Genomic DNA, 22,420 nt, shown 5'->3' on the forward strand with positions numbered 1-22,420 from the left:
ATCGGCCTTTTGCGCGTCACCTCACCGCTGGAGCTGTTAAGTAAGTGCCATTCGGTACCGACCCGATTCGTCAAAAAATTCTTTTATAATGTTTTGAGTGAACACCTGATTCGTCGGCGAAACCAAGGGATCCCTTGTCTGGGCTGCCGGTATCATTCAAGTCGATACGGTAGTAGCCACGAACTTGCTCCATGGCCACCTCGAATGGAACGCCATTCGGATAAAGCGTCCCGGGCGCATGGGCTCCTCGTGTCAGCGTACGGATCGTATCTACTTCCGCGAGTTGCTTGTCTGAAAAGATGTAGATGTCGGCAATGGTGTGATCACCCAGTTTGTGGCCGGGTGTGGTCGAGGGAAGCAATTCACCGAGGGTGCCCTTCAGGCGTGCTTGCTTGAGGCGTTGCAAGAGAGCGACGATCTGGCTATCCGTCGCTTGTGAGGGAACGATTAAGCCCAGGGTGTTCATCTCCAAGATCGTCGTCTGGACCTTAAACATGACAGGCGCGGCTTCCGGATCCTCGATGACCGAGACAGTGGGACCTTCAGTCCCGGCGGCTTGTTTGTTCCTCGAACTGGGGACGATCAGGGCCACGAACAACCAGAGTCCCATGAGGATGCCGAATACCACGAGCAGCGGATGAGCGCCGGCACGCTTTCCCTCTTCGTAGGGTCCTTTGTCCTTCGTCATGGGGCGCGATCTCCGGCGTGAGAGGTGGTGTCCGGCTGTGGTTTTTGTAATCGTCGCTTGGCTTCATCCCACAGCTCGTCCATTTCGGCCAGCGTCATGTCCGTTAGCGCCGTGCCTTTCACCGCTGCTTGCGTTTCAACCAGATGAAATCGATCGATAAAGCGATTGGTCGACCGGCGAAGCGCCTCTTCCGGGTTGACCTTGACGAAGCGGGCGAGATTGACCAGAGAGAACAGAATATCTCCTAGTTCCGCTTCAATATCGGTTTGCCTGCCGGGCTGGTTTGGGCCTGACTCTGCCTGAGCCAGCGCCTCCTTCAACTCGCCGACTTCCTCCGCCACTTTTCCGAAGATTTGTTCGAGGCCTGTCGCATTCTGCGGCCAATCAAATCCGACCCGGGCGGCTCTGGCTTGTGTTTGATAGGCCCGGAGCAGGGCCGGCAAGGTTTTCGGCACGCCGTCCAGGGCGGAGCGTGCGCCACCGGCCGCCGTTCGCTCGGCACGTTTAATGTCTTCCCATTGACTGATGACCTGTTCGCTATTCGTGACGCCGGCAGTTTGATCGCTGGTCCCGAAGACATGGGGGTGCCTGCGAATGAGTTTCTCCGCGAGCGTCTCCAGCACCTCGTCAATCGTGAACGATTTGCTTTCAGCGGCGATCTGGCTGTGAAAAATAACTTGTAGGAGCACATCGCCTAGCTCCTCCCGCAGTTTGGCATCGTCGCGCTGGTCGATCGTCTCCAAAACCTCGTACGTTTCTTCAAGCAGGTAGGGCTTCAACGACTCGTGGGTCTGCTTCCGATCCCAAGGACAGCCGTTCGCGGCGCGGAGCGCCGCCATGATACCGACGAGGTTGGCAAATCGTTCTGACATGGCTCTACCGTCGGAAAAAAAACAGTCTCGATGCAATGGATTGGCTCGCCACTGTATACCGAGAACTGCCGTCGCTTCAATGGCGTCGGTGAGCGACGGGTAGAACTTGACGGTGGGTATGAATCGGCGGAAAATGTGCCCGGCTTGTTATTGCCCCTTATGAACAGCGCGTACGAAACGAGCCACGTGCCATACGTTCAGCCATTCGTTTGCCACGCACCTAATCGAAAGCGGCTCTGACATTCGAACCGTCCAGGAGTTGTTGAGGCATTGCGATGTCAAAACGACAATGATCTATACGCACGTCCTTCATCGCGGGCCAGCCGGGGTCCGTAGTCCGCTGGATGGGATGTAAGCCTCTTCAATGAGGGGATGTTATGCGGATCCGTATAACCTCCCGTGAGAAATGGCCCCGCAGTCGCAACTCATTGGACTGACAATGGTTATAGCGTATTGTTCAGGAACAATAGCAGTGTGTTACACGGACAGATATAGACAGATCCGGTTCTTATGCGGATGGGCCTAAACATAGTTGAGCCGACGCTTCGCGTCGACTCAATGGCCCCGCGGATGGACCTCCGCTGGCTGACCCGCGAAGCGCGGCCCAACCCGCAGATCAGCGGACACCCGCTGCGCAAAAGTCGTTTGTTCTGCGGCCGCCGCTGATCCGCGGGGGCCGCTGAGGTCAAAAGGTGCCTCCCTCTCACTACCAGGGCTACTGCTTCCGAATCGACGAGGCAAAGCGTCTCGCCAGCCTCGCGGGAGCGGAAATTGATATGCGTGCTGTTGTCGACGTCTGCGAACGTCTAGATGCACTGGGGGATACTTCGAAGTTGGACTTTGTTCTTTGGGAAGCACTGTCTGGTGCCGCGGTTATCCGCTACGGTCGGTGCTTTAAGCAGGGCGTTCGTCATTACCTTCCTACACGAGCCCTTTCGGCGGCACCGCACGAACTTCAAGAAACACATGCGTTCGTCATCGCGCTTCGAGACAAGCACGTTGCTCATTCGGTGAACCCATTTGAAGAAAATGAGGTCACGGTGCAGATAGGTGACCATTTCAACTCATCACAAGAAATCACCTCAGTGAACACCGCCCATGGTCGTGTTCTTGGTCTGTTGTTCGGAATGCCCGCCCAGTTGGGCGAGCTTGCGAAATGGTGGCTTGGTTGGCTGAATCGCGAAGGCAAGATTGAACGCGAAAAGTTGGTGTCCCTTGCTAGAACATTCACTCTTGAGGCATTGAAACGCCAACCCCAAGGAGTTCTCGGTGCCGATACAGGCCGCCATACAGTTACAAAGAGACGGAAGCGTCCATGACCTCTAACATGGCGCTCAACCTCGGTCCCTTCGGTCGCTGGACGCTGCGCGATAACGCCGCGCAGCGCCGGTTAGCTCTACGTTAGGCGAGCAAATATGCCGTACCGATCATCCGCTGGCTTGCTTCTGATTGTCAGCGCATTCGCATTCGTCTTGGGCCTATGGCGTCTTGCGAAATCGCGTCGGTGGCGTTTGTTTGCCGTGGTGACAACTGCGTTCTTTGGGTACGCAGCCCTCCTCTACGCCGTCTATCTGATCCCTGACACCCACCTCCGGCTGTGGACCGCGGCCGTGGTCCTAATTGGCTTTCCCGTGTGGATCATGGCTGGCCCCATCGTGTATGGCATGTCGTCGCCTACACCAGAACAATTGTTGGGCGAAGGGTCACCTCATTCTTCTGCTCGCAGCATTCGGCGTCGGGGAGGAATCGTCTTTTTCCTCGGCGCGGCTGCGTGGTGCTATGGCGCATTCGGTTCAAATCTACCGCGCCAGATCGAACTGGTCGTACTCGCAGTAGCGCTTTATGGGTTTCTTCTCGGTGGCTATTGGCTACTCAATGGGCGGAAGCTCGCCTAACCACACAATCGAGAGGGACGCCCCGCAAGAGGAACGCCACTCATTGTGAACGTTGAGGCTGTAGACCCTCCCCCCAGGCCCCTCTCTCCCATAGAGATAATTTGACGCACTGCGAACAAAGCATGGGGGCAAGTCTTGTAATTACGCATCCAGCCTAACTGGACGCTCAACCGGAGCGCGGTCTTATTTTTCAGCTTTCCATGCCGCGCCCGGTAGCTTTACGTCAGCCGGACAGACAAACGCAGCAGAGAGCCACGATGAAGTGTTTCGTGATCATGCCCTTCGCCCCGGAGTCTGGAAACGTCTATGCCATGATTCGCTGAAGCCACCTATGGGTCCGGATCTTCCATGATGCATCCCTGTAGCCAGCGGCTGCAGGTGTCCGATGCATACATCAAGAATATGGCCTCAATTCCGGGCTACAGAATTGAATTGAATCGTCTCCGTGGCAAGTCTACAATTACCGCATGATTGATTGGTCTTCTTGCCCAGCCGTTGAGCGTGACCCCGAGCGTGTGAGTGGCGCGTGGGTGTTTCGCGGCACACGTGTTCCTGTGACTGCCCTCTTCCAGAATCTCGAAGATGGGGCACAGGTCTCAGACTTCATTGTCTGGTTTCCGGGTGTCACGCTCGAGCAAGTCCGCGCGGTGCTTGAGCATGCTGCCCGCTCTCTAGAAGCAGCTTAGGTGCGCGTTCTGTTTGACCAGGGTACTCCGGTCCCTCTTCGCAAGTACCTTGCAGCTCATCAGGTCACTACCACTTTTGAACTTGGTTGGAACTATCTGAAGAACGGTGAACTGCTGCAAAAATCGGAAGAGAGCGGCTTTTCCGTTCTGGTCACGACCGACCAGAATCTCCGATATCAGCAGAACCTCTTGAGTCGCAAGATGGCAATTGTTGTGCTGACGACAACCAGTTGGCCACGCATCGAACGCGAGGTTGAGAGGGTGACAAGGGCGGTTGATTCTGCCGAACCAAGCAGTTACGTTGAGATCCTTATTCCGTGACCGCTACTACTCCGTTAGTCATGCGCAGCTGTCAGGAACTCCACTCTTGTATCCCACTTCTTCCTTTCTTCTGATGGCGAACACCGGTCACAGGGGACGGCCCGCTGCACAACTCGCTGCTGAACCGGACCGTTAGGCGTCATTGATAGTACGGCTCATGCTTCACCCCAATCAATTTAACGTCAACGATGCTTGGATTGCTTTTCGGCTCAATGATGCGCCTATTGTCATCGAGCGAGATGGCGACTTTGATTGCATCGCCTTGATGGACGCGGCGAGTTGCTACATTCTCGGTATGGAAATGTATTCTGCCCGCGCCACGGGTCCGTCCGCACCAGAGTTGCGCCACTTGCTGCGGCAGGGGCAGGGACGCGAAGGCAAGTTGCCGCAAAGGCTCTTCGTTGCAGAAGGATACGTTGCAGGCGCGATGTATGAGGAAGCAGCTCGCCTGAACATCGAGGTTGTCGTTGTTCCGGAGGATGACCTGCTCGTGTTCATTGGCGAAGCACGTGACGGGTTCAAGGAACGGTTTGGGAGAACCCAGTGACGCCTATGTTGCGCCATTGTCAGCAACGATGAACCAGCGTACGTGGTCCACAAAGGATTTCGAGTCAATATCCTGGCAGGACTGCCATGTTCCGAATACAAGTGCCAGGCAGAGCGAACGCAGTGCTGGCTAACTGGGCGGATTCAACCGGTCGACGCAACACCTTTGATTGAGGAGGTGTTTATGGGCCGACCTGCGGGATGGATGCAAAAGTTGACGGGGCGAGGCGCGATGCGCTCACCGGGTGCCCCGTCGGCTCGCGCACGGACGGCTGGCGCCTTGCGACCGAATAGGCCCTATGGTAGGGTACTGGGAATATTTGGGTGAGGGGAAAAATGGCAGAGGAAGAGCAAGGGTTTGTTGTTCGTGATCGGCGAGCCAGCGGAGGAGCCGAGGCCGCTCCGGTCGCAGCGTCGCCTTCAAAACCGTCGATCTCCGCGACTTCGGCGGCGGAACCAGCGCAAGTGCCTCCGGTCACCTTCTCGTCGTTTGTGATCTCATTGGGCTCGTCGTCGCTCATGCTCATGGGCGAGCAACTGGACCCGAATCAGGCATCGATACCTGTCAACCTGCCTCAAGCCAAGGAAATCATCGATCTGTTGTCTGTCTTGGAAGACAAGACGAAAGGCAATCTGACCTCTGACGAGCAGACGGTCCTGCGTGACATGCTGTATGCACTACGCATGAAGTATGTCACGCTGGCATCACCGAAGTAGTATCCCATCTTTCGGTCCTACTACGCCGCCGGGTCTCTGGACGCTGCGAGTTGTGCGGCAAACTTTGAGACTGTCTTGTAAGTCGGCTATAGTGAGACAGGCTTCTGTTTCCATGCACTAATAGTCTCTAGAGGGGCGAGTGAATGCCAGAGCTCAACCATCCCACGGGTGCATTTAGATCAGCCTCTGGAGGACTTCCGGAGGTTCTGCCCGTGGTGATGGGCGGTCACGTCCGTACAGCGTTGGCCGACCAACCGAAGAAGCTGGAGCGAAAACCACCTCATCTTCGCCCTGTCTGGATCGTGCTGATTCTCTTGATCCCCTGCGTGGCCCTCACGCTGTATTACTCACAAGTTGTTGCGCCGGGCTCCGAAGAGAACGGCTCTTTCCTGCCGACGACGAGCTACGCACTGGTTCTCCTGCTGGTCAATCTGGACCTGATCGGCTTTGTTGTGTTGGTCCTGTTGTTGTCGAGGAATCTGATCAAGGCCTATTTCGAACGCCGGCACCGTCTCGTTGGGTCAGGATTTCGCACCAAGCTCATCGCGGCCTTTATCGGCTTTTCGCTGATCCCGACGCTGCTCCTGGCAATCGTCGCGAGTGGGCTGGTTAACAAGGCGGTCGATGTCTGGTTCAGCGAGCATATCGAAAAAGTGATGAAAGATTCGTACGAGGTGGCTCGCATGCAGCATGCGGGGCATGTCGCGCTCGCAGTGAACAGCGCACGGGCGATTTCTCAAGAATTGTTTCGCGAAGACCTGTTGACGCCCGTCCAGCGGGATCTCTTGATTGCCGCGATGGCTCGGAAACGCATGGAATACGGCGTGGCCGGGATCGAAGTGTTTTCCAACAAGATGGAGACCCTCACTAAGGCCCTTGATAGCGACATTCCCTCCGGGGTGTTGGATCTGCCGATCAGTCAGCTGGTCTTACAAGTCATTAACGGCAAGCAGGAGTTTACCTCTGTCCAGGAAGCCCAGACGGGACGGTTAGTGCGCGCCGCCATCCCGGTGGCCTCCGGAAGCCGGCGAGGCGAGATTGAGGGGGTCGTGGTCGTGGAAACCTACGTCCCTGAATCCCTGTTGACCAAGATGGAGGGGATTGGCCGTCAATACACGGCATACAAGCAGATCAAGGCGATGAAAAACCCGATTAAGGCCGGGGCCTACCTGTTTGTGGCCGTCGTGGCGGTATTGATTCTCTTCAGTGCGACGTGGTTCGGGTTTTATGTGGCGCGCGGTATCACCGTTCCGATTCAACGATTGGCGGAAGCGACCGAAGCCGTCGCCCAAGGCGACCTGTCGGTACAGGTCGATGCTAGGGCAACTGATGAAATCGGGACGCTGATCGAGTCGTTCAATAGGATGACGCAGGATCTGCAGGGCAGCAAGTCGAAGCTTGAGGAAGCCAACCTGACTCTGCGGAATACCAATGTCGAGTTGGATCGCCGCCGTGCCTATATCGAAACGGTCGTCGATACGATCGCCGCCGGCCTGCTCTCGATCGATCGGAGCGGAATGATCACGACGTTCAACCCATCGGCTGAACGTATTCTTGGGTTGGCTGCCGACCGGTTCAAAGGACGGCTGGCCAATGAGGCGTTCAAGGAGTTCGGCCTCGACTCGTTCCAGACTGCCTATGACCGTATGCTGGCCGATGAGCGAGACGATTTGGATTTGGAAGGGCAGTTGGATATCCAAGGGAAGCTGATCACGATTGGGTTGAAAGGTTCCCGCATGCGGGATGAGGCGAACAAGGATTTGGGGTTTGTGTTGGTCTTTGAAGATCTGACGGAATTGATCAAGGCGCAGAAAGTGGCCGCGTGGCAGGAAGTCGCGAAACGCGTCGCCCATGAAATCAAGAATCCACTGACTCCGATTCAACTATCGGCGCAGCGATTACGTAAGAAGTTCTTCGAGAAGTCCCCGGACCTGGATCGCGTGTTCGACGACGCCACGAATGTCATCATCAACGAAGTCGGGAGTCTGAAACAGATGCTGGACGAATTTTCAAAATTCGCCCGTCTGCCTGTTCCGCAAATGACGCGGCAATCCCTGCACGACGTGGTACGGGAAGTGATCACGCTCTATCGCGAGGCGCAGAAGGATATTGAGCTGATTGTGGAACTGGATGAGGATCTGCCGGCCATCAATTTCGATCGGGAACAACTGAGACGTGTGTTCGTCAATCTTTTCGACAACGCGGTTCAAGCCATGAATCAAAAAGGGCGACTGTGGGTCGGGACGAAGTATGATACGAAACGCCGTCGCGCGGTCGTCGCTGTCGCGGATGAGGGGCCAGGGATCACGCCGGAGGATCAGGAACGGTTGTTTGTACCGTATTTTACCCGTAAGAAGACCGGAACCGGGTTGGGGTTGGCGATCGTCCGCCGGATTATTACGGACCATGATGGACAGATCCAAGTTGGGAACCATCACCCGAAGGGCGCCGTATTTACATTCGATTTGCCGGTGTAGAGTAGACCGGTGAGACGTACACGGTAAGGAGAGGGGGAGTATGTCGGCATCGATTCTAGTGGTGGACGACGAAGAGGCAATTCGCACGTCCCTGCGAAGCATCCTCGAAGATGAAGGGTATGAGGTGTCAGTAGCCGCCAATGGGGTCGAGGCGTTGAAAATCTATGGGACTGATCCACCGGATCTCATGATTCTGGACATCTGGATGCCGGTAATGGACGGACTGGAGACGTTACGTCGTGTCAAAGAATTTGTGCCTGCGACTCAGATCATGATGATGTCCGGGCATGGGTCCATCGAAACGGCCGTGAAAGCCATCAAGCTGGGTGCGTACGACTACATCGAGAAGCCGTTGTCGCTAGAGAATGTCACGTTCCGTGTGAAGCAAGCGTTGGAGCAGTTCCGATTGGCGCAAGAGAACCGGTCATTGCGGACCAAGGTTCAGCAAAAGTTCGAATTGGTCGGACAGTCTCCGGCCATGCTGCGGCTACGGACGCTCATTGAAACGGCAGGCCCCACGAACAGTCGCGTATTGATCGGGGGCGAGAACGGAACAGGCAAGGAGTTGGTTGCTCGAGCCATTCATCTGCACAGCACCCGATCGGATCATTCGTTCGTGGCCGTCAATTGTGCCGCCATCCCTGAGACATTAATTGAGAGCGAATTGTTCGGTCACGAAAAGGGTTCTTTCACCGGAGCCACATCCATGAAGCGCGGTCAGTTCGAGCAGGCCGATGGGGGCACGCTGTTTCTGGATGAAATCGGCGACATGAGCCTCAGTACGCAGGCAAAAGTGTTGCGGGCGTTACAGGAACAACAGTTCACGCGAGTCGGCGGGACCAAATTGATGAAGGTCGATGTGCGGGTGCTGGCGGCTTCGAACAAGGACTTGGAAAAAGAAATCGGCAAGGGACATTTTCGAGAGGATCTGTACTACCGTCTCAACGTGGTCCCGATCGTTGTGCCTCCACTGCGGGAGCGGCGAGAAGATATTCCGGCTCTTGTGCGGCATTTCATGAAGACGCATGTTGAAGAGCAAGGATTGCGAATGAAGGATGTCTCGCCGGAGGCGATGGCCGTATTTCAGCAATACGAATGGCCCGGGAACATCCGGGAATTGAGGAATTTGATCGAGCGGCTCATGATCATGGTGCCGGGATTTGTGATTGAAGCCTCGCAGGCCACCGTGTCGCTACAGGGACGAACCGTCGGGGTGGTGCCGGTGGGCAATCACACGGCCAATCCACTTCTCAGTAAATCTTATGACTCCCTACGAGACGCTCGGAATGCGTTCGAGAAGGAATACATCAGCCGTAAACTTCGGGAACACCATTGGAATATTTCACGGACCGCGGACGATCTCAAGATCGAACGAAGTCATCTGCACCGGAAGATTAAATTGCTCGATGTGGAGATGCGTCCGGAAAGCTAAGGATCGCAGCGGCAGGATCAGCGCGCGGCGCACGCGGAGCAGACGAGATCCTGAAACTTCGTCTGGGGGTGGCTCTGTACATATTCGTCGAGAGCGGTGTCAGACATATGCGCGGGATGAGATTTCTTGCATGATGGGCAGACAGGGATCAATTGCTGTAATGTCGCCATGTCGCGCAGGGTACGATCGAGCTCGCTGATGACTTTTGTCAGTTCCTGTTCCCAGTGATTTCGTTCCTCTGTTTCCTGTTTGAGTTTGAGCGTAGCTTTGACTCTCGCCAGGAGTTCCACCCGTTCCACTGGTTTTCTGATATAGTCTGTCGCCCCGGCGTCGAAGGCGGCTTGTAAGAAGTCCCTTTGGTCCCGCGCCGTCACGATGATAATCGGAATCCCCACAAATGCGTCGATGGCTTTGATGCGACGGCAAGCCTCCACTCCGTCCATGTCTGGCATCTTGATATCCATCAAAATAAGATCCGTCTTGACGCCGTTTGCGCCTTCATGATCGTAGTCCAAATGCATGAAGACATCACGAGCGGAGGAGACCGTGATCAAATCCCGATACCCCGCGGTCTTCAAGATGTGATGGAGTAACAGACGTTCATCGGGAGAGTCGTCAACGATTAAAATAGCCACCAACCCCTCCTTGGTCGGATTGTTCGCCGGAAGAGTGCAGACATGTGACAAGCCTAGTATAGGGCGTATTCCAAGAGCGGCAAGAAAAAAACAGAAGGCGGGGTAGATGGAGTCGTGTCGGGTGGCTTCAGACAGCCGCGTTGACCTCTGTTGGACCCTCCGCTAAGATGCGCCACGAACATATGTAAGGCTGAGTTTCAGCCTCATCACAACCGTAGCTTTTCGGGATATCTATTCATGACGACCTATCGTGATGCTGGTGTGGATATCGATGCAGGCGATGAGTTTGTCGATCGCATCAAGCCGTTTGTTCGATCGACGTTTCGCCCTGAAGTTCTGACCGACCTCGGGGGCTTTGGCGGCCTCTTTGGTTTTCAATCCGGGAAATATAAGGAGCCGGTGCTCGTATCCGGAACCGATGGGGTCGGGACTAAACTGAAGATCGCGTTCATGATGGACAAACACGATACCGTCGGAATTGATTTGGTGGCGATGTGTGTCAATGACATCGCAGTGAGTGGGGCGGAGCCGCTGTTTTTTCTCGACTATTTCGCCACCGGGAAGTTATCTGTTTCAAAGGCTCAGGAAGTGGTAGCCGGTATCGCCGACGGCTGTCGTCAAGCCGGATGTGCGCTGATCGGAGGTGAAACCGCAGAAATGCCTTCATTCTATCCTGATGGGGAGTACGATCTGGCCGGTTTTGCCGTCGGCGCCGTCGATCGCCCAAAGATGATCGATGGTCGGCACATTGTGCCCGGGGATGCCGTCATCGGATTGGCTTCATCCGGACTTCATAGCAACGGCTACTCACTGGCCCGGCGGGTGCTGTTTGAGCAAGCCAAGTTGACGGTTGCCAGTCGTCTCTCAGAGCTTGAGGGGACTATCGGCGAGGTGCTTCTGACACCCACCAGAATTTATGCGAAGCAGATTTTGGCGCTCGTCGAACAATTTCCGATTAAAGGCATCGCCCATATTACCGGAGGGGGCATTACGGAGAATTTGCCACGCGTGTTGCCGAAGGGCGTGCGGGCGAAGATCGCTAGGACGGCCTGGTCGGCACTGCCGATCTTTGGAGTGATGAGCCGGTTGGGACAGGTCGATCGTGAGGAGATGTATCGGGTGTTCAACATGGGTATTGGATTGATTCTCGTGGTCCCACCTGATTTCGTGTCCGGAGTGCTAGCTTGCGCCGAGGCTCTGGGAGACCGAGGCTGGCAGATTGGCGAAATCGTTTCCTCCACCGGAGAGGAGCCGGAGGTCGAGTATGTCGATTAGCCGAACGACTCCGTTGCGGGTGGCAGTGCTGGCATCCGGACGAGGCTCGAACTTGCAAGCGATCATCAATGCGATCGAAGCAGGGCAGGTGCAGGCGAAGCTCGTTGCTGTCATCAGTAACAAAAAGGATGCAGTTGCATTGGAGCGGGCACGGAAGCACGAGATCAATGATCTGTTCGTCGATCCGAAGCCATTTGCCGGACGGCCGGACAGCCGTGAAGCCTACGACCGATCATTGCTGGAAGTACTTCAGCAACATAATGTCGAACTTGTCTTACTCGCAGGGTACATGAAAATCGTCACGGCAGTGCTGGTCAATGCCTATGCCAACCGCATGATGAATATCCATCCCTCTCTGCTGCCGTCATTTCAGGGACTGGACGTGCAGAAGAAGGCCATCGATTGGGGTTGCAAATTAGCGGGCTGTACGGTGCATTTCGTGACAGAAGGTGTGGATGAAGGCCCAATCATTATCCAAGCAGCTGTGCCCATCTTGGACGACGATACGCCAGAAACCCTCGCCGCCAGAATCCTCGTCCAAGAACACAAAATCTATCCCCGTGCCGTGCAGTTCTTTGCTGAAGGCCGACTACGGGTCGATGGGCGACGAGTCCTTATCGACGCCGCCAAGCCGGACGGAGAGGCGATCATCAGTCCCACATAACGGGTCTCACATTACCGGTATCCTTCATGGCGTAGGTAACTTATGAGTGCCTGCACTGTGAGTGGCGCATTACCTTCGGATCTGTTGTTCACCAGCACATAGGCCTGGCGATTCTCTCCCACAGCCTGCCTGATGAGGGTTACGGCTTCTTTGCGCATCTGAGGCAACACTTCCACGATCTTGTTGTAGGGTGCCGCTCGTTTCTTGGCTGCTTCGTAGCTCATGTTGAGTGGCGTGAGTAGGCGGATCACGGTGAACGGCGCGGTGAAACGTTCTTCCATGTTTTTGTGCTGTTGCAGCAACGGCGGCATGTAGGACCAGTGGTTGTAGGCGTGTGCCACACCATGGCTCTCTAAAACCTTCCGATAGTTCTCCTCAAGCAAACCTGCATTACGGATCTCGACCGCATACCGGAAATCATTCGGTAGCTGGCCGAGGAACTGATCGAGCCGTGAGCAGAACTCCTCGCTGGTCAGGCCGTGCCTCTGAAACTCAAAAATGAATGGCCCCATGTGCGGCTCGAATTTGGTTTCACGGTATGGCGCCAGAACCAGATCATTGAACAGCCTTGCGTCGAGAAAGCGAGGATTCGGTTGTCCGGCCTTGGGACCGTAGCGAACGTGATTCGCAAAACGTGGAATGGTAATTTCTTCCCAGACCTTGAAACACATCTCGAAGTCTTCTGGAATCTGCGTGAGATAGTGATTAAGCTGGTTTGTGGTGGGAGGGTGGTAGAAGGTGGAATCGCTGCCGACTGTCAGAAAGAGCGGTTCGCCGGTATGGAGATACTGACAATATTCACCTAAACATTCACGTGCAAAGGTGGTTTTCGTGTACGGCCGCTGATAAATCTGTCCTTGCCAGCCTTCATAGGCCCACGTTGAAGTGCCGAAGCGAATCAGAGGAGAGAGGGACATGGGGCCTGTATTGTTCAGCGAACTAGTGGGAGCAGGAGTAGAGTCAGTCAAGGTGTGTTGTAAGGAGAATGACTACAACCGGCAGTTTTAGTGAAGATTTGGTGGAGGGCAGGGGAGTTGAACCCCCGACCCCTACGTTGCGAACGTAGTGCTCTCCCAACTGAGCTAGCCCCCCACCCATGGGATATCGTGACCGCGACCTCAGGATCTCGCATGGTTTGCTGCACATGCAGTATGCAGTGTTATTGCTGCGTTCGAAGAACGGTTATGAATGTAGGGTCGCGTTTCCCCTGGGTCATTATACACAACCTGTTACAGAGTCTCCACCAGTACTTGATCACACAGGAACGGAAGATATCATCATCCTAATAGGGCATTCCAAAATTCTCGACTTCATGTCTCCTCAGGGATGGCATTGCCTGTGGTTGCATGATGGCCTATGACGATCGTGATGCTTCTTGCAAAATTGCAGACTGGTAGCTCTCGAAGCAAGGCAGGCTAGGGCACTGTCATGGCATTGAACTTCCTCCGCCAGAGGTAGTAGCTGGCATTGAGGAACTGATGCTGTCGATACAGATCTTTGACCGTGACCCAGGCCGCTGCCTCCGGTAAGAACGCAATAATCAGAACCTTTGAAAATCGCTTCTTGAACGACCGCCAATCTCCTTCCGGCTGAGAGATTGAATTCCAAATCGTTCCGCTACTCAGTACGGGGGTGATCTCTGGTGTGTAGGATAAGCAGTACAGATTTTCTACGAGCATACTTCATACTCTCATCTATCTTTCGGTCCACCACATTTTGAGTTCTTCAACGATTTCAAACTCTTTGGCCAAGCCGATGATCAGCTTTATTGGCAATGCTGGAGAGTGGCATCGCTTATGCTCGGAATCCCCATATAGTTGGGTATCACTATAAATATCTCGTATGTAATGTAGGGAGAGTATGTCGTCTCAATTTTACTATAAACTCCGAATCCTTATTCACAAGAAACGGTGGTTGCTTCGCGGTACGCAAATAGTCCGTGGATGGTGGATGGTAGGTCCATTCAGGAGGTACGTGGTCCGCTACTACCAACGGCGCAATTATGTCCAACCCATTCGGATTGAGAGGCAGGACATATTTCAAAAATTTGATGTTGATCCTGTGGTTCATTCGCTGAATGAACGAGGGTATGCAAATGGATGGGAGATTCCAGAAGAGTATGTGTCGCGGATCGTCCAGTATACGAAGGACACGAAGTTCCTGAAGTACTGGAATCCGCATCGAGAGTGTGAGGCTATAGATCAGATTGCCAGGAACGAGAAGCTGGTGGAGATTGCCCGGCAGTACTTAGGTGCTGAACCAATTTTGTGGTTGAGTCAATTAAAGTGGTCGTTTGGTGATCAGGCGTCCAAAGAAGAACGGCAAGGTTTGCTGTCGAGTAATAACGAGCCTGAACAACATGATGGGGATGCATTTCACTATGACACGTTGGATTTTAAGTCCTTAACCATTTTTATTTATCTCACCGATGTAGACGCTTCTTGTGGTCCGCATGTTCTCATCGAGAATACTCATAACGCTAAGAGTTTTAGAGACATTTGTCAGATTATTCTGAGTGATACGGCTGCTCGGCAGAGGTTTGGCGATCGCATTAAGGTGATTCTGGGAAAGAAGGGGACCATGTTATTCGAGGAGACCAGCACTTTCCATAAGGCTAGTCGATGTCAGACCAAGAGGTTGATGCTTTCAATCGACTATGTGTTGCAGCGATCACCACCTCCTGAACATCCGGTTCTAGCTTGAGGATGAGGAACCTTTCGAATGACTATGATGTGGGAACTGCTGTCCGAAGCCGATGAAAATTGAGGGTCGGATGAACAAGGTCGCGTGCTCTATCCTCTAGCGGTAGACAACCGTCACGCGTTTGAGGAAGTCTTCCAGCTGTACAATATGTTGTTCGATTGTTGAGTGGTCCTCGAGTTGTGCTGCGCGCTCCATCGCCGCTCCGATTTCAGTAATTCGATCAAACCCAAATCCGCCTCCATCGCCTTTCATGCGATGGCCCAGATTTTGAACAGTCCTGAGGTCTTGCTTGCTCAGTGCGCTTCGAAGTGTCTGGACATCCTTTTTCCGGTTATCTAGGAAGATCGGAACAATAGTTTCAAGGTCTCGACTAATCTCTACAGTGAGTTGGTCTGTTGGTTCGGGTTGTGAGGTGTACATCGTTAGACGACGTGCTCCTTGTACGCTCGAAGCACTTCCAGTAATGTGGATTTCTTTACAGGCTTCGTGAGATGTGTGTTGCAGCCTGCTTCAAAGATGCGGGCCGCTTCTTCCTTGAGGGCCAGTGCAGTGAGCGCGATAATTGGTGTGGGTGGAAGATCATGATCCCGTTCCCACGAGCGGATTGCCCTTGTCGCGGTATAGCCGTCCATGACGGGCATTTGCACATCCATCAGGATGACGTCGTAGTGAACGGACTTGAATTTGTCCAACGCGATGGCGCCATGTTCTGCTACGTCAAGGAAGTAGTCGGTCGGCGTCAGATATGCTCGTACGAGCAATTGATTGTCAGGGGAATCTTCCACTAACAATATCCGTAAGGGCCGTGTCGAAGCCGTCGACGGTGGCGTTGTGACTACCACACTCGTTGGTGGTGTTTCTTTTGTCCGGCCGATGGCGATTTCGATAGTTTGTGCAAGATCGGACCGTCGGATGGGTTTAATCAGATACCCGCCGAGACCAAGGTCATACGTCCGTGCGATATCGTCCGCCCAATGATGGGAAGTCAGCATAATGACGGTCGGGCAACTCCCCTTGGGCAGGGACTTCAGCTGTTCCACAACATGAAAGCCGCTCATCTCAGGCATGCGGCAGTCGAGGAGCAAGAGCTTGTACGCCTGTCCTTGTTCGGATGCGTGGCGGAGTTCGTCCAACGTGGTCATCCCATCGCTCGCTTCCGTCACCTGAGCCCCCCAGGCACTCAGTAGTTCACGGAGGATGAGGCGGTTGATGGGATGATCGTCCACGACCAGAACTCTGATTCCCTTGAGGTTGATCGGTGTTGCAGATTGCTGATGGCGCGGTTCTGTTTGAGCCTGAAGCAGGAGGGAGCAGTGGAAGGTGCTCCCCGTTCCCACAATACTTTCAGCCCAGATCCGTCCGTTCATATGTTCGGCAAGGCATTTGGTGATCGCGAGGCCGAGTCCGGTCCCTCCATACTGCCTGGTCGTTGACGCATGTGCCTGCGTAAAATTGTCGAAGATCGAGACGAGTTTGTCGGACGGGATCCCGATTCCGGTATCGGTTATAGAAAACCGAACAGCACCGGCGATATTCTTATCGGAGTCGTTGGTAACACGTATGATAACCGAACCTTTCTCTGTGAATTTGATGGCATTGCCGATGAGATTGATCAATATCTGCGTCAGCCGCGTTGGGTCACCGACTAACTGATACGGCACGTTCCGATCCACATGGCAGGCAAGCTCTAGTTCCTTCTCGTTGGCTCGCATCGCCAGTATATCGATGGCCTTATCGATGACTTCATTCAGGTCGAATGCGATAGATTCCAACTCCAGCCGGCCGGCTTCGACTTTCGAGAGGTCCAAAATATCATTGATCAGATTCAAGAGTGTGCCACCCGCACGTCGGAAGATCCGTAGATACTTTCGTTGGTCTGGTGTGAGCGGAGTATCCCAGAGGAGATCGGCCATGCCGACGATGGCATTCATGGGGGTTCGGATCTCATGACTCATGCTGGCTAAGAATTCACTCTTGGCGCGGTTGGCCACTTCGGCGGCTTCCTTGGCAACACGGAGCGCTTGTTCCACTTCACGCCGTTCAGCCGCTTCTAAGGCAAGGGATGTCATGGTTGCGAGTAGGCTGATGAGGTCTTCTTCATGCCGAGTCCATCGCCGAGATGTGCCGATGGACTCGGCACAGAGTGCTCCTACGAGCTTTCCGTTCTGCCTGATCGGCGCACTCAGCATGGCATTGATACGGAAGGAGGCCAGGTACCACGGTGCTAGGTTCTTGAAACGTGGATTTCTGGAAACATCGTGAACTGCGATGGTGCGCTGTGTGCGCGTCAGCGATCGAAGATGTGCAGGCCAGTCTGAGAGCCAAAACACGAAGGAAGGGTTGGAATGGTGTCGTCCGGATGTGCACACATTGATCAGTTCGATGGCCGCGCGCTCATGAGTCAGCAGCCAGAGGCTGGCGCGTTTGACGTGCAGCATGCTGCAGCAGGCCTCTGAAATAACGCAAAAGACACGGGAAATGTCGCTGCTGTTCAAGGCCTTACTTTGTGCTAGTTTTCGGAGTGTGCCTTGATACTGCTTGAGCCGTGTGGTCGCACTCTGCTCCAATAAAGGGAGTGTTCGTTCAGAGAGTTTCCGTTCAGGGGAAGTGGTTCGTCTGGTCTTAGTGCGGGAATGACGAACAGCTCTCATGGTTGCGAGACTCGCTCTTGATGTCGTACCCATGGATGGCGTGACATGGGGGTGTGAATGACCAGCGAATAGTTGGGGCGGTCTCTAGTCGTCGTGTGACTCTTGAACCAGCGACAGAATACTGGCTGATTTGGTCCGATTGCGTCCCTCTTGTTTCGCTTGATAGAGGGCCTGATCGGCGGCCCTGATGAGATCGGTAGGAGAAGAGTTTCTGTTCGGGACCATGCAGGCATACCCAACGCTGATCGTCACGAGCTCCCCATCTGTGTGTTTCATACCTAGGGATTCAACCCGGCGTCGAAGATTTTCCGCGACCTGTGCGGTGCCATCAATCCCTGTGCCTGGCAGGACCGTCACAAACTCATCTCCGCCATAGCGGGCAACCAAATCGCCTGGCCGATTCACGGAGCTCGAAATTGCCGCAGCGACCTGTCTGAGACATTCATCGCCGATTGTGTGGCCCTTGGTGTCATTATAATTTTTAAATCGGTCGATATCGAAGATAATGAGTGATACCGGAGTTGATTCGCGCGCCCCTCTCCTCCATTCCTGATCCAGAAAGTCATCGAACTGGCGTCGGTTGGTGATACCTGTCAATCCATCCAAGCAGGAGAGACGGAGCAACATCTGATTGGCTTCTTGGAGTTGGCGCATGACCTCGAGAAGTTCCTGCTCACGTGCGCGGCGGCGGTCGATTTCGTGGACAAGCCGGAGCACCGACCGTACTCTAGTCAGGAGCTCGACCTTATTGACCGGTTTGGCGACGAAATCCATGGCTCCGGCGGCAAACGCGAGTTGAAGATCGACCGGATCGGTCTTGACGGTGACCATGATAATCGGAGTGTCTCGGAACCGGTCGGCGGCTTTGATCTGGCGACAGGCTTCAATACCGTTCATCTGCGGCATCAAAATATCCATGAGGATCAGATCAACTTGCCCGCCGCTGTGCTTACCTCCGTCCAGGCCGAGATGCTGAAACGCGGCTGCGGCGGAATCCGCGGTCAGAATATTTTCATAGCCGGCAGCCGACAAAATGGCCTGCAACAGGAGTCGATCATCTGCGGAATCGTCGACGATGAGGATGCTCATAAGTTCACACAGTCTTGGGGCAAGAAGCTTTTAAACGGTACCAGCTACTCTTGATAAACGCTAGGATAAAGCTTTTTGAGGCAGGGTTGACAGAGTCCGTGGCTAAACTCCGCTTCGGAATGTTCGCCGATATATTCTTCGAGTTGTTGCCAGAATCCACCATCATTACGGATGTTCTTACAGGAGGCGCAAATCGGAATGAGCCCGCGAAGCACTTTGACTTCACGAAGGGCGCGTTGGAGTTCCTCATTGCTGCGGCTAAGCTCCGTTTCCCGTTTCTTGCGGCAATCCATCTCGTGCTTCAAGGTAAGCGCCGAGGAGACGCGGGCAAGCAACTCTACTCCGTTCACGGGTTTATTGATGTAATCCATGGCGCCGGCAGAGAACGCTTCCTTGAGGCTATTAAGGTCATTCTTCGCGGTCACCATGATGATTGGAATGTTTCGAAGATGCTCCTGCTGTTTGATATGTCGGCAAGCTTCCACGCCATCGATGTCGGGCATGAGAAGATCCATCAGAATCAAGTCGACCTTGACTGATGTTGGTGGGCCATCAAGGTTTAAGGCGGTAAACGCTGCCCGGGCCGAATCAACGGTGATAATCTCATCATGACCGGCCTTTGTCAGGATAGACCGCAGTAGGAGATGCTGGTCGGGAGAGTCATCGACTATGAGGATCGCCATACCACTTCTTAACGGCTAAGAGTAGACGAAACTAAAGCCACCCATGGAATAGGATTCAGTATAGCAAACGATGCTAGAGACGATCAGGAGAGCTTGCTTTTGACCAGGTCGCTGATTTGCTTGCCGTCGACGGATTGCTCGGCGAGGCGGGCCATCACAGCCTTCATGACGACTCCCATATCTTTCTGGGTGCGGGAGCCTGTCTCTGCAACGACCGCTACGACAATGGCCTCAAGCTCTTGAGGGGAGAGCGGTTTGGGGAGGTAGGCCTCGATAATTTCAATTTCCTTTCGTTCCTTAGCAGCCAGTTCCGTCCGTTGAGCTTTTTCAAATTGTTCGACGGATTCCCGGCGCTGTTTGACGAGAGTTGTCATCACGCGGCTCATTTCAGCATCATCAAGGTCCCGCTTCAACTCGACTTCTTTGTTCAGGACGGCGGCTTTAACCATTCGGATGACATCCATGCGAAGTTGATCGCGTGATTTCATCGCATGCTTGAGGTCTTCGGTCAGGCGATCGGACAGTGACATGGGAGGCCTCATGGATTAGTGATTGAAACGGTTTTCGAAGCATACCCTCTTGGTTTCAATGAGTCAACGAGAGGAGTACGGAATGGTATTCAGATAAAGGGATGGTATGATACCGGTACGGATTGTATAGGTATCATCACGAAGGGGAGGGTGTGTATGTCGGAGAAAACGATATGGATGACGGGGTTCAAGAAGGAGTTGAGCGCTGCTGGCGTAGGGGTCGTGCTGTTGGCGATGGGAGGTTGTGCCAGCGATGCACCAAAGCCTGCCCAGACGGTGACGCAGGACCAGGTTCGAAGCAATGCTGACAAAGCGTTTGAAAAACTGAAGCAAGAGGAAAAGAATCGTGCGATCGACTCTGGAGTAGGTCCTTACTAATTAAGGTTGATCGCCCGGCGTGAGAGTCGTCGCAGGGGTTTCAATAGCGGCAGTTCCCAGAGTAAGTGCTGGTGGGCACGCTGCTCCACATGGCGAGGCTCATGAAACGTGCGGAGAAGTGTCATCGAGACAATCAAGCGCAATAGACCGGAGAGAAAGAAGATAAACGGGAGATTGGAGACGGGCTCCAGCATCAAGTTCCAAGCCTGCAGCCTATCCGGTAGCGTGTTGATCAGTATGCTTCCGATCACGGTTCCTATTGCCCATCCAATACCATTCACAATGCTTGAAATAGCAACCGCTTTCCCGCGATCCGTAGGCTGGACCACGTCGAAGACGTAGTTATTCAATCCAAGTCCAAGTCCTGCCCAGACCACGCCTCCAAAGAAATTGACGATGACAAGAAACGGCCATGCGGTCCCGAACAGATACAACATCGGCAGGAATGCTACAAGTAGCCCAGTGAAGGTGAGCAATGCCTTATTCCCAAAGCGATCGCCGAACTGCCCCCAGGCTGGCAGGGTCAGAAATTGGCCGATGATGCCGGCGGCCAGCCAGGTTCCATATTGCCAATGTGCGAGATGCAGGTCCTGAAGCAGGTAGATGACGAAGAATGGACCAGCAACCAACACAGCCGAGTGCATGAGACCTGAAAAGAGCAGGAAGTGGCGGAAATTTTTAGACGTGCCGGTGCGGAGAAAGACCAGAAATCCAGTTGGATTGCCACTCGGCTCATGCGATGGTAAACCGCGTACCTTCAGTAGTAAGAGAGCTGACGTGCTCCGGCAGAGCCCAGCCGTGAGGAACATCACGGCAAAGCCGATCCAAAGGAGTTGCTGTTGCTCGAAGAAACTCAATAGCGCTCCAGCCAGGCAGAGTGCGAGAAAACTGGTCATTGCAATGGTGCGTGATCGTCTGGCGAAGTACGTGCCTCGTTCGTTAGGCTCAAGCAAGTCGGTGATGAGACTATTCCATGCAGGAGAAGTGAAATGAGTAAAGGTGAAATACACGGCGACGGCTGCGATGAGCAGCCACGGTCCTTGATCAGGCCAGAGCAAGGGCAGTACGAGAATGGGGATCCAGGCGAGGGATTGTCCGATGATGCCCCAGAAGACTTGAGAGGCCAGGCTGGGGAACCAGTGGGCGACTTTGACAGAAACCAACTGCGCCCATGTGCCTAAGAGCTGGGGAATAGCCGAGAGAATACTCAATTGGAATGGTGTCGCGTGCAAGAGTAAGGCAAAGGCCGAGAGATACTGCTCGCCTCCGCCTTGGGCAATAGCCTGGAACAGTCCATCACGAATGCCAAAACGACGACCGGATTCGTGTGGCATGATGGGAGCGGGATCGTTGTCAGGAGTATGTCTAGTTGAATGTGGTGATGCTGGTTGGGCGGTCATAATAGGAAAGCCAAGAGCACTCTAGCATAGAACCAGCCTGGCACAAGGATTCATCGGATGATGGCTGGCAATCATTGATCCCCATGGCGTGCTTCAGTACGATAAATTCTATGGCGCAGGATGCTCCGGCAACAAGATGGTCAAGAGGTTGGTTGGCCGTTGGCGTGGTGTGCGTCGCCTTGCTCCATGAGCAGGTAGGGATTGCCAAGGACCTCCTGCCTCCCAAAGCGCAAGAGTCCACGGAGATTGGATCGACCCAAAGCCCCTCCTTCGACTATCAGGAAAAAGACATTCCGCAGTCGCTTTTTACTTGGATCAAGATGGCGAAAGGGTTCGAGGTAGAATGGGATACGTTTGGACGTAAAGGGTGGTATACCCAGGATCCGCGGCTGAAACCGATCGGACTGAGTTCTATATTCACGCCGGAGATTCCAGCAATCTATATTGTTTTTGAAGTAGCCCCCTTGGAGGATCCGGCACAATTTGCAGTGCAATGGCATGTAGAGAAACTCAGCGGCCAGTTGAATGAGAAGCCGTTAGGGAAAGATGTATTGGAGGTGTCAGGACACGAGCGATATGGGTACCTTGAGTTGAAACGGTCAGGCGAGAAATGGCCGGTGGGCAATTATCTGGCGAAGATCTATATTGCGCCGCTAGGCCAACAACCGTTTCACGCCGTCAACCACGTCGGCGTGATGCGTTTTACCATTGCAGATGCTGTTCCTACCTGGTCTCCTGAACAGAAGTCGGTCAGGTAGGTCCCTGGAGAAAGGATATT

At 54.0% G+C, this 22,420-nt stretch carries 24 protein-coding genes, 1 tRNA gene and 1 pseudogene; 14 read left to right on the forward strand and 12 right to left on the reverse strand.

Annotated features, from left to right (window positions below; translation table 11 throughout):
• Nucleotides 1–70 precede the first annotated feature (70 nt).
• Nucleotides 71–688: a hypothetical protein gene (locus tag E8D52_15925; GenBank protein ID TKB65879.1), complete on the reverse strand. Its 618-nt coding sequence runs from the start codon at nucleotides 686–688 to the stop codon at nucleotides 71–73.
• On the reverse strand, nucleotides 685–1,560 hold the full coding sequence (gene mazG / locus E8D52_15930) for a nucleoside triphosphate pyrophosphohydrolase (GenBank protein ID TKB65880.1): 876 nt from the start codon (nucleotides 1,558–1,560) through the stop codon (nucleotides 685–687). Before mazG ends, E8D52_15925 begins: the two co-directional genes overlap by 4 nt.
• 172 nt (nucleotides 1,561–1,732) lie before the next feature.
• Between mazG and E8D52_15935 the strand changes: the two are divergent.
• The 9 genes and pseudogenes from E8D52_15935 to E8D52_15975 all read left to right on the forward strand — a co-directional run bounded on the left by E8D52_15935 (nucleotide 1,733) and on the right by E8D52_15975 (nucleotide 9,634).
• A pseudogene (locus E8D52_15935) lies at nucleotides 1,733–1,915 on the forward strand (integrase).
• A 421-nt stretch (nucleotides 1,916–2,336) separates the two neighbouring features.
• Complete coding sequence (locus E8D52_15940; GenBank protein TKB65881.1) at nucleotides 2,337–2,879, forward strand: hypothetical protein; 543 nt, start codon at nucleotides 2,337–2,339, stop codon at nucleotides 2,877–2,879.
• Between the two features lie 96 nt (nucleotides 2,880–2,975).
• Nucleotides 2,976–3,455 carry a hypothetical protein gene (locus E8D52_15945; protein TKB65882.1) on the forward strand — a complete coding sequence of 160 codons (480 nt, stop codon included), beginning with the start codon at nucleotides 2,976–2,978 and terminating at the stop codon, nucleotides 3,453–3,455.
• Between the two features lie 467 nt (nucleotides 3,456–3,922).
• Nucleotides 3,923–4,141 (forward strand): DUF433 domain-containing protein, encoded by a 219-nt coding sequence (locus E8D52_15950; protein ID TKB65883.1) that lies wholly within the window; start codon nucleotides 3,923–3,925, stop codon nucleotides 4,139–4,141.
• On the forward strand, nucleotides 4,142–4,462 hold the full coding sequence (locus E8D52_15955; GenBank protein ID TKB65884.1) for a hypothetical protein: 321 nt from the start codon (nucleotides 4,142–4,144) through the stop codon (nucleotides 4,460–4,462). It abuts the gene before it with no gap.
• A gap of 157 nt (nucleotides 4,463–4,619) precedes the next feature.
• A complete protein-coding gene (locus E8D52_15960) occupies nucleotides 4,620–5,009 on the forward strand; it encodes a hypothetical protein (GenBank protein ID TKB65885.1) in 390 nt (129 codons plus the stop codon).
• A 335-nt stretch (nucleotides 5,010–5,344) separates the two neighbouring features.
• The gene (locus tag E8D52_15965) at nucleotides 5,345–5,725 is read left to right on the forward strand and encodes a DUF1844 domain-containing protein (protein TKB65886.1); all 381 of its coding nucleotides are present in this window, start codon (nucleotides 5,345–5,347) and stop codon (nucleotides 5,723–5,725) included.
• A 143-nt stretch (nucleotides 5,726–5,868) separates the two neighbouring features.
• Nucleotides 5,869–8,202: a HAMP domain-containing protein gene (locus E8D52_15970; GenBank protein TKB65887.1), complete on the forward strand. Its 2,334-nt coding sequence runs from the start codon at nucleotides 5,869–5,871 to the stop codon at nucleotides 8,200–8,202.
• Nucleotides 8,203–8,242: 40 nt separating this feature from the next.
• Complete coding sequence (locus E8D52_15975; GenBank protein TKB65888.1) at nucleotides 8,243–9,634, forward strand: sigma-54-dependent Fis family transcriptional regulator; 1,392 nt, start codon at nucleotides 8,243–8,245, stop codon at nucleotides 9,632–9,634.
• 17 nt (nucleotides 9,635–9,651) lie between these two features.
• On the opposite strand, the gene E8D52_15980 is transcribed toward E8D52_15975, so the two are convergent.
• Nucleotides 9,652–10,404, reverse strand: coding sequence for a response regulator (locus tag E8D52_15980; GenBank protein ID TKB65889.1), 753 nt, complete (start codon nucleotides 10,402–10,404; stop codon nucleotides 9,652–9,654).
• Nucleotides 10,405–10,506: 102 nt separating this feature from the next.
• Here E8D52_15980 and E8D52_15985 point away from each other — a divergent pair, with 102 nt between their 5' ends.
• Entirely contained in the window at nucleotides 10,507–11,544 is a 1,038-nt protein-coding gene (locus E8D52_15985; protein ID TKB65890.1) for a phosphoribosylformylglycinamidine cyclo-ligase, read from the forward strand.
• Nucleotides 11,534–12,208: a phosphoribosylglycinamide formyltransferase gene (locus tag E8D52_15990; GenBank protein ID TKB65891.1), complete on the forward strand. Its 675-nt coding sequence runs from the start codon at nucleotides 11,534–11,536 to the stop codon at nucleotides 12,206–12,208. Before E8D52_15985 ends, E8D52_15990 begins: the two co-directional genes overlap by 11 nt.
• A gap of 11 nt (nucleotides 12,209–12,219) precedes the next feature.
• On the opposite strand, the gene E8D52_15995 is transcribed toward E8D52_15990, so the two are convergent.
• The 3 genes from E8D52_15995 to E8D52_16005 form a co-directional block, all read right to left on the reverse strand.
• A complete protein-coding gene (locus E8D52_15995) occupies nucleotides 12,220–13,125 on the reverse strand; it encodes a DUF72 domain-containing protein (GenBank protein ID TKB65892.1) in 906 nt (301 codons plus the stop codon).
• A 99-nt stretch (nucleotides 13,126–13,224) separates the two neighbouring features.
• Nucleotides 13,225–13,300: transfer RNA gene (locus E8D52_16000), tRNA-Ala, on the reverse strand.
• 323 nt (nucleotides 13,301–13,623) lie between these two features.
• Nucleotides 13,624–13,887: a hypothetical protein gene (locus tag E8D52_16005; protein TKB65893.1), complete on the reverse strand. Its 264-nt coding sequence runs from the start codon at nucleotides 13,885–13,887 to the stop codon at nucleotides 13,624–13,626.
• Nucleotides 13,888–14,182: 295 nt separating this feature from the next.
• Here E8D52_16005 and E8D52_16010 point away from each other — a divergent pair, with 295 nt between their 5' ends.
• Nucleotides 14,183–14,911, forward strand: a complete 729-nt coding sequence (locus E8D52_16010; protein TKB65894.1) for a hypothetical protein — start codon at nucleotides 14,183–14,185, stop codon at nucleotides 14,909–14,911.
• Between the two features lie 96 nt (nucleotides 14,912–15,007).
• Here E8D52_16010 and E8D52_16015 read toward each other — a convergent pair whose 3' ends face one another.
• The 5 genes from E8D52_16015 to E8D52_16035 form a co-directional block, all read right to left on the reverse strand.
• A complete protein-coding gene (locus tag E8D52_16015; GenBank protein TKB65895.1) occupies nucleotides 15,008–15,331 on the reverse strand; it encodes an Hpt domain-containing protein in 324 nt (107 codons plus the stop codon).
• A 2-nt stretch (nucleotides 15,332–15,333) separates the two neighbouring features.
• Complete coding sequence (locus E8D52_16020) at nucleotides 15,334–16,980, reverse strand: response regulator (GenBank protein TKB66364.1); 1,647 nt, start codon at nucleotides 16,978–16,980, stop codon at nucleotides 15,334–15,336.
• 666 nt (nucleotides 16,981–17,646) lie between these two features.
• Nucleotides 17,647–18,651: a diguanylate cyclase gene (locus E8D52_16025; GenBank protein TKB65896.1), complete on the reverse strand. Its 1,005-nt coding sequence runs from the start codon at nucleotides 18,649–18,651 to the stop codon at nucleotides 17,647–17,649.
• Between the two features lie 44 nt (nucleotides 18,652–18,695).
• Nucleotides 18,696–19,334, reverse strand: a complete 639-nt coding sequence (locus E8D52_16030; GenBank protein ID TKB65897.1) for a response regulator — start codon at nucleotides 19,332–19,334, stop codon at nucleotides 18,696–18,698.
• Between the two features lie 83 nt (nucleotides 19,335–19,417).
• Nucleotides 19,418–19,864 carry a GatB/YqeY domain-containing protein gene (locus E8D52_16035; GenBank protein ID TKB65898.1) on the reverse strand — a complete coding sequence of 149 codons (447 nt, stop codon included), beginning with the start codon at nucleotides 19,862–19,864 and terminating at the stop codon, nucleotides 19,418–19,420.
• A gap of 156 nt (nucleotides 19,865–20,020) precedes the next feature.
• On the opposite strand from E8D52_16035, the gene E8D52_16040 reads away from it, so the two are divergent.
• Nucleotides 20,021–20,242 (forward strand): hypothetical protein, encoded by a 222-nt coding sequence (locus tag E8D52_16040; protein TKB65899.1) that lies wholly within the window; start codon nucleotides 20,021–20,023, stop codon nucleotides 20,240–20,242.
• On the opposite strand, the gene E8D52_16045 is transcribed toward E8D52_16040, so the two are convergent.
• Nucleotides 20,239–21,642 carry an MFS transporter gene (locus tag E8D52_16045; protein TKB65900.1) on the reverse strand — a complete coding sequence of 468 codons (1,404 nt, stop codon included), beginning with the start codon at nucleotides 21,640–21,642 and terminating at the stop codon, nucleotides 20,239–20,241. The genes E8D52_16040 and E8D52_16045 overlap by 4 nt on opposite strands.
• Nucleotides 21,643–21,752: 110 nt before the next feature.
• Here E8D52_16045 and E8D52_16050 point away from each other — a divergent pair, with 110 nt between their 5' ends.
• A complete protein-coding gene (locus tag E8D52_16050) occupies nucleotides 21,753–22,400 on the forward strand; it encodes a hypothetical protein (protein ID TKB65901.1) in 648 nt (215 codons plus the stop codon).
• The last annotated feature ends 20 nt before the right edge of the window (nucleotides 22,401–22,420 follow it).

The organism is Nitrospira sp. (assembly GCA_005116745.1).
In the GTDB taxonomy this organism is placed as follows: domain Bacteria; phylum Nitrospirota; class Nitrospiria; order Nitrospirales; family Nitrospiraceae; genus Nitrospira_D.

Bases quoted from the DNA above. Each gene is read 5' to 3' on its own strand.
- E8D52_15925 (TKB65879.1), bottom strand. From the start codon at position 688: ATGACGAAGGACAAAGGACCCTACGAAGAGGGAAAGCGTGCCGGCGCT.
- mazG (TKB65880.1), bottom strand. From the start codon at position 1,560: ATGTCAGAACGATTTGCCAACCTCGTCGGTATCATGGCGGCGCTCCGC.
- E8D52_15940 (TKB65881.1), top strand. From the start codon at position 2,337: ATGCGTGCTGTTGTCGACGTCTGCGAACGTCTAGATGCACTGGGGGAT.
- E8D52_15945 (TKB65882.1), top strand. From the start codon at position 2,976: ATGCCGTACCGATCATCCGCTGGCTTGCTTCTGATTGTCAGCGCATTC.
- E8D52_15950 (TKB65883.1), top strand. From the start codon at position 3,923: ATGATTGATTGGTCTTCTTGCCCAGCCGTTGAGCGTGACCCCGAGCGT.
- E8D52_15960 (TKB65885.1), top strand. From the start codon at position 4,620: ATGCTTCACCCCAATCAATTTAACGTCAACGATGCTTGGATTGCTTTT.
- E8D52_15965 (TKB65886.1), top strand. From the start codon at position 5,345: ATGGCAGAGGAAGAGCAAGGGTTTGTTGTTCGTGATCGGCGAGCCAGC.
- E8D52_15970 (TKB65887.1), top strand. From the start codon at position 5,869: ATGCCAGAGCTCAACCATCCCACGGGTGCATTTAGATCAGCCTCTGGA.
- E8D52_15975 (TKB65888.1), top strand. From the start codon at position 8,243: ATGTCGGCATCGATTCTAGTGGTGGACGACGAAGAGGCAATTCGCACG.
- E8D52_15985 (TKB65890.1), top strand. From the start codon at position 10,507: ATGACGACCTATCGTGATGCTGGTGTGGATATCGATGCAGGCGATGAG.
- E8D52_15990 (TKB65891.1), top strand. From the start codon at position 11,534: ATGTCGATTAGCCGAACGACTCCGTTGCGGGTGGCAGTGCTGGCATCC.
- E8D52_15995 (TKB65892.1), bottom strand. From the start codon at position 13,125: ATGTCCCTCTCTCCTCTGATTCGCTTCGGCACTTCAACGTGGGCCTAT.
- E8D52_16005 (TKB65893.1), bottom strand. From the start codon at position 13,887: ATGCTCGTAGAAAATCTGTACTGCTTATCCTACACACCAGAGATCACC.
- E8D52_16015 (TKB65895.1), bottom strand. From the start codon at position 15,331: ATGTACACCTCACAACCCGAACCAACAGACCAACTCACTGTAGAGATT.
- E8D52_16020 (TKB66364.1), bottom strand. From the start codon at position 16,980: ATGACATCCCTTGCCTTAGAAGCGGCTGAACGGCGTGAAGTGGAACAA.
- E8D52_16025 (TKB65896.1), bottom strand. From the start codon at position 18,651: ATGAGCATCCTCATCGTCGACGATTCCGCAGATGATCGACTCCTGTTG.
- E8D52_16030 (TKB65897.1), bottom strand. From the start codon at position 19,334: ATGGCGATCCTCATAGTCGATGACTCTCCCGACCAGCATCTCCTACTG.
- E8D52_16035 (TKB65898.1), bottom strand. From the start codon at position 19,864: ATGTCACTGTCCGATCGCCTGACCGAAGACCTCAAGCATGCGATGAAA.
- E8D52_16040 (TKB65899.1), top strand. From the start codon at position 20,021: ATGTCGGAGAAAACGATATGGATGACGGGGTTCAAGAAGGAGTTGAGC.
- E8D52_16045 (TKB65900.1), bottom strand. From the start codon at position 21,642: ATGACCGCCCAACCAGCATCACCACATTCAACTAGACATACTCCTGAC.
- E8D52_16050 (TKB65901.1), top strand. From the start codon at position 21,753: ATGGCGCAGGATGCTCCGGCAACAAGATGGTCAAGAGGTTGGTTGGCC.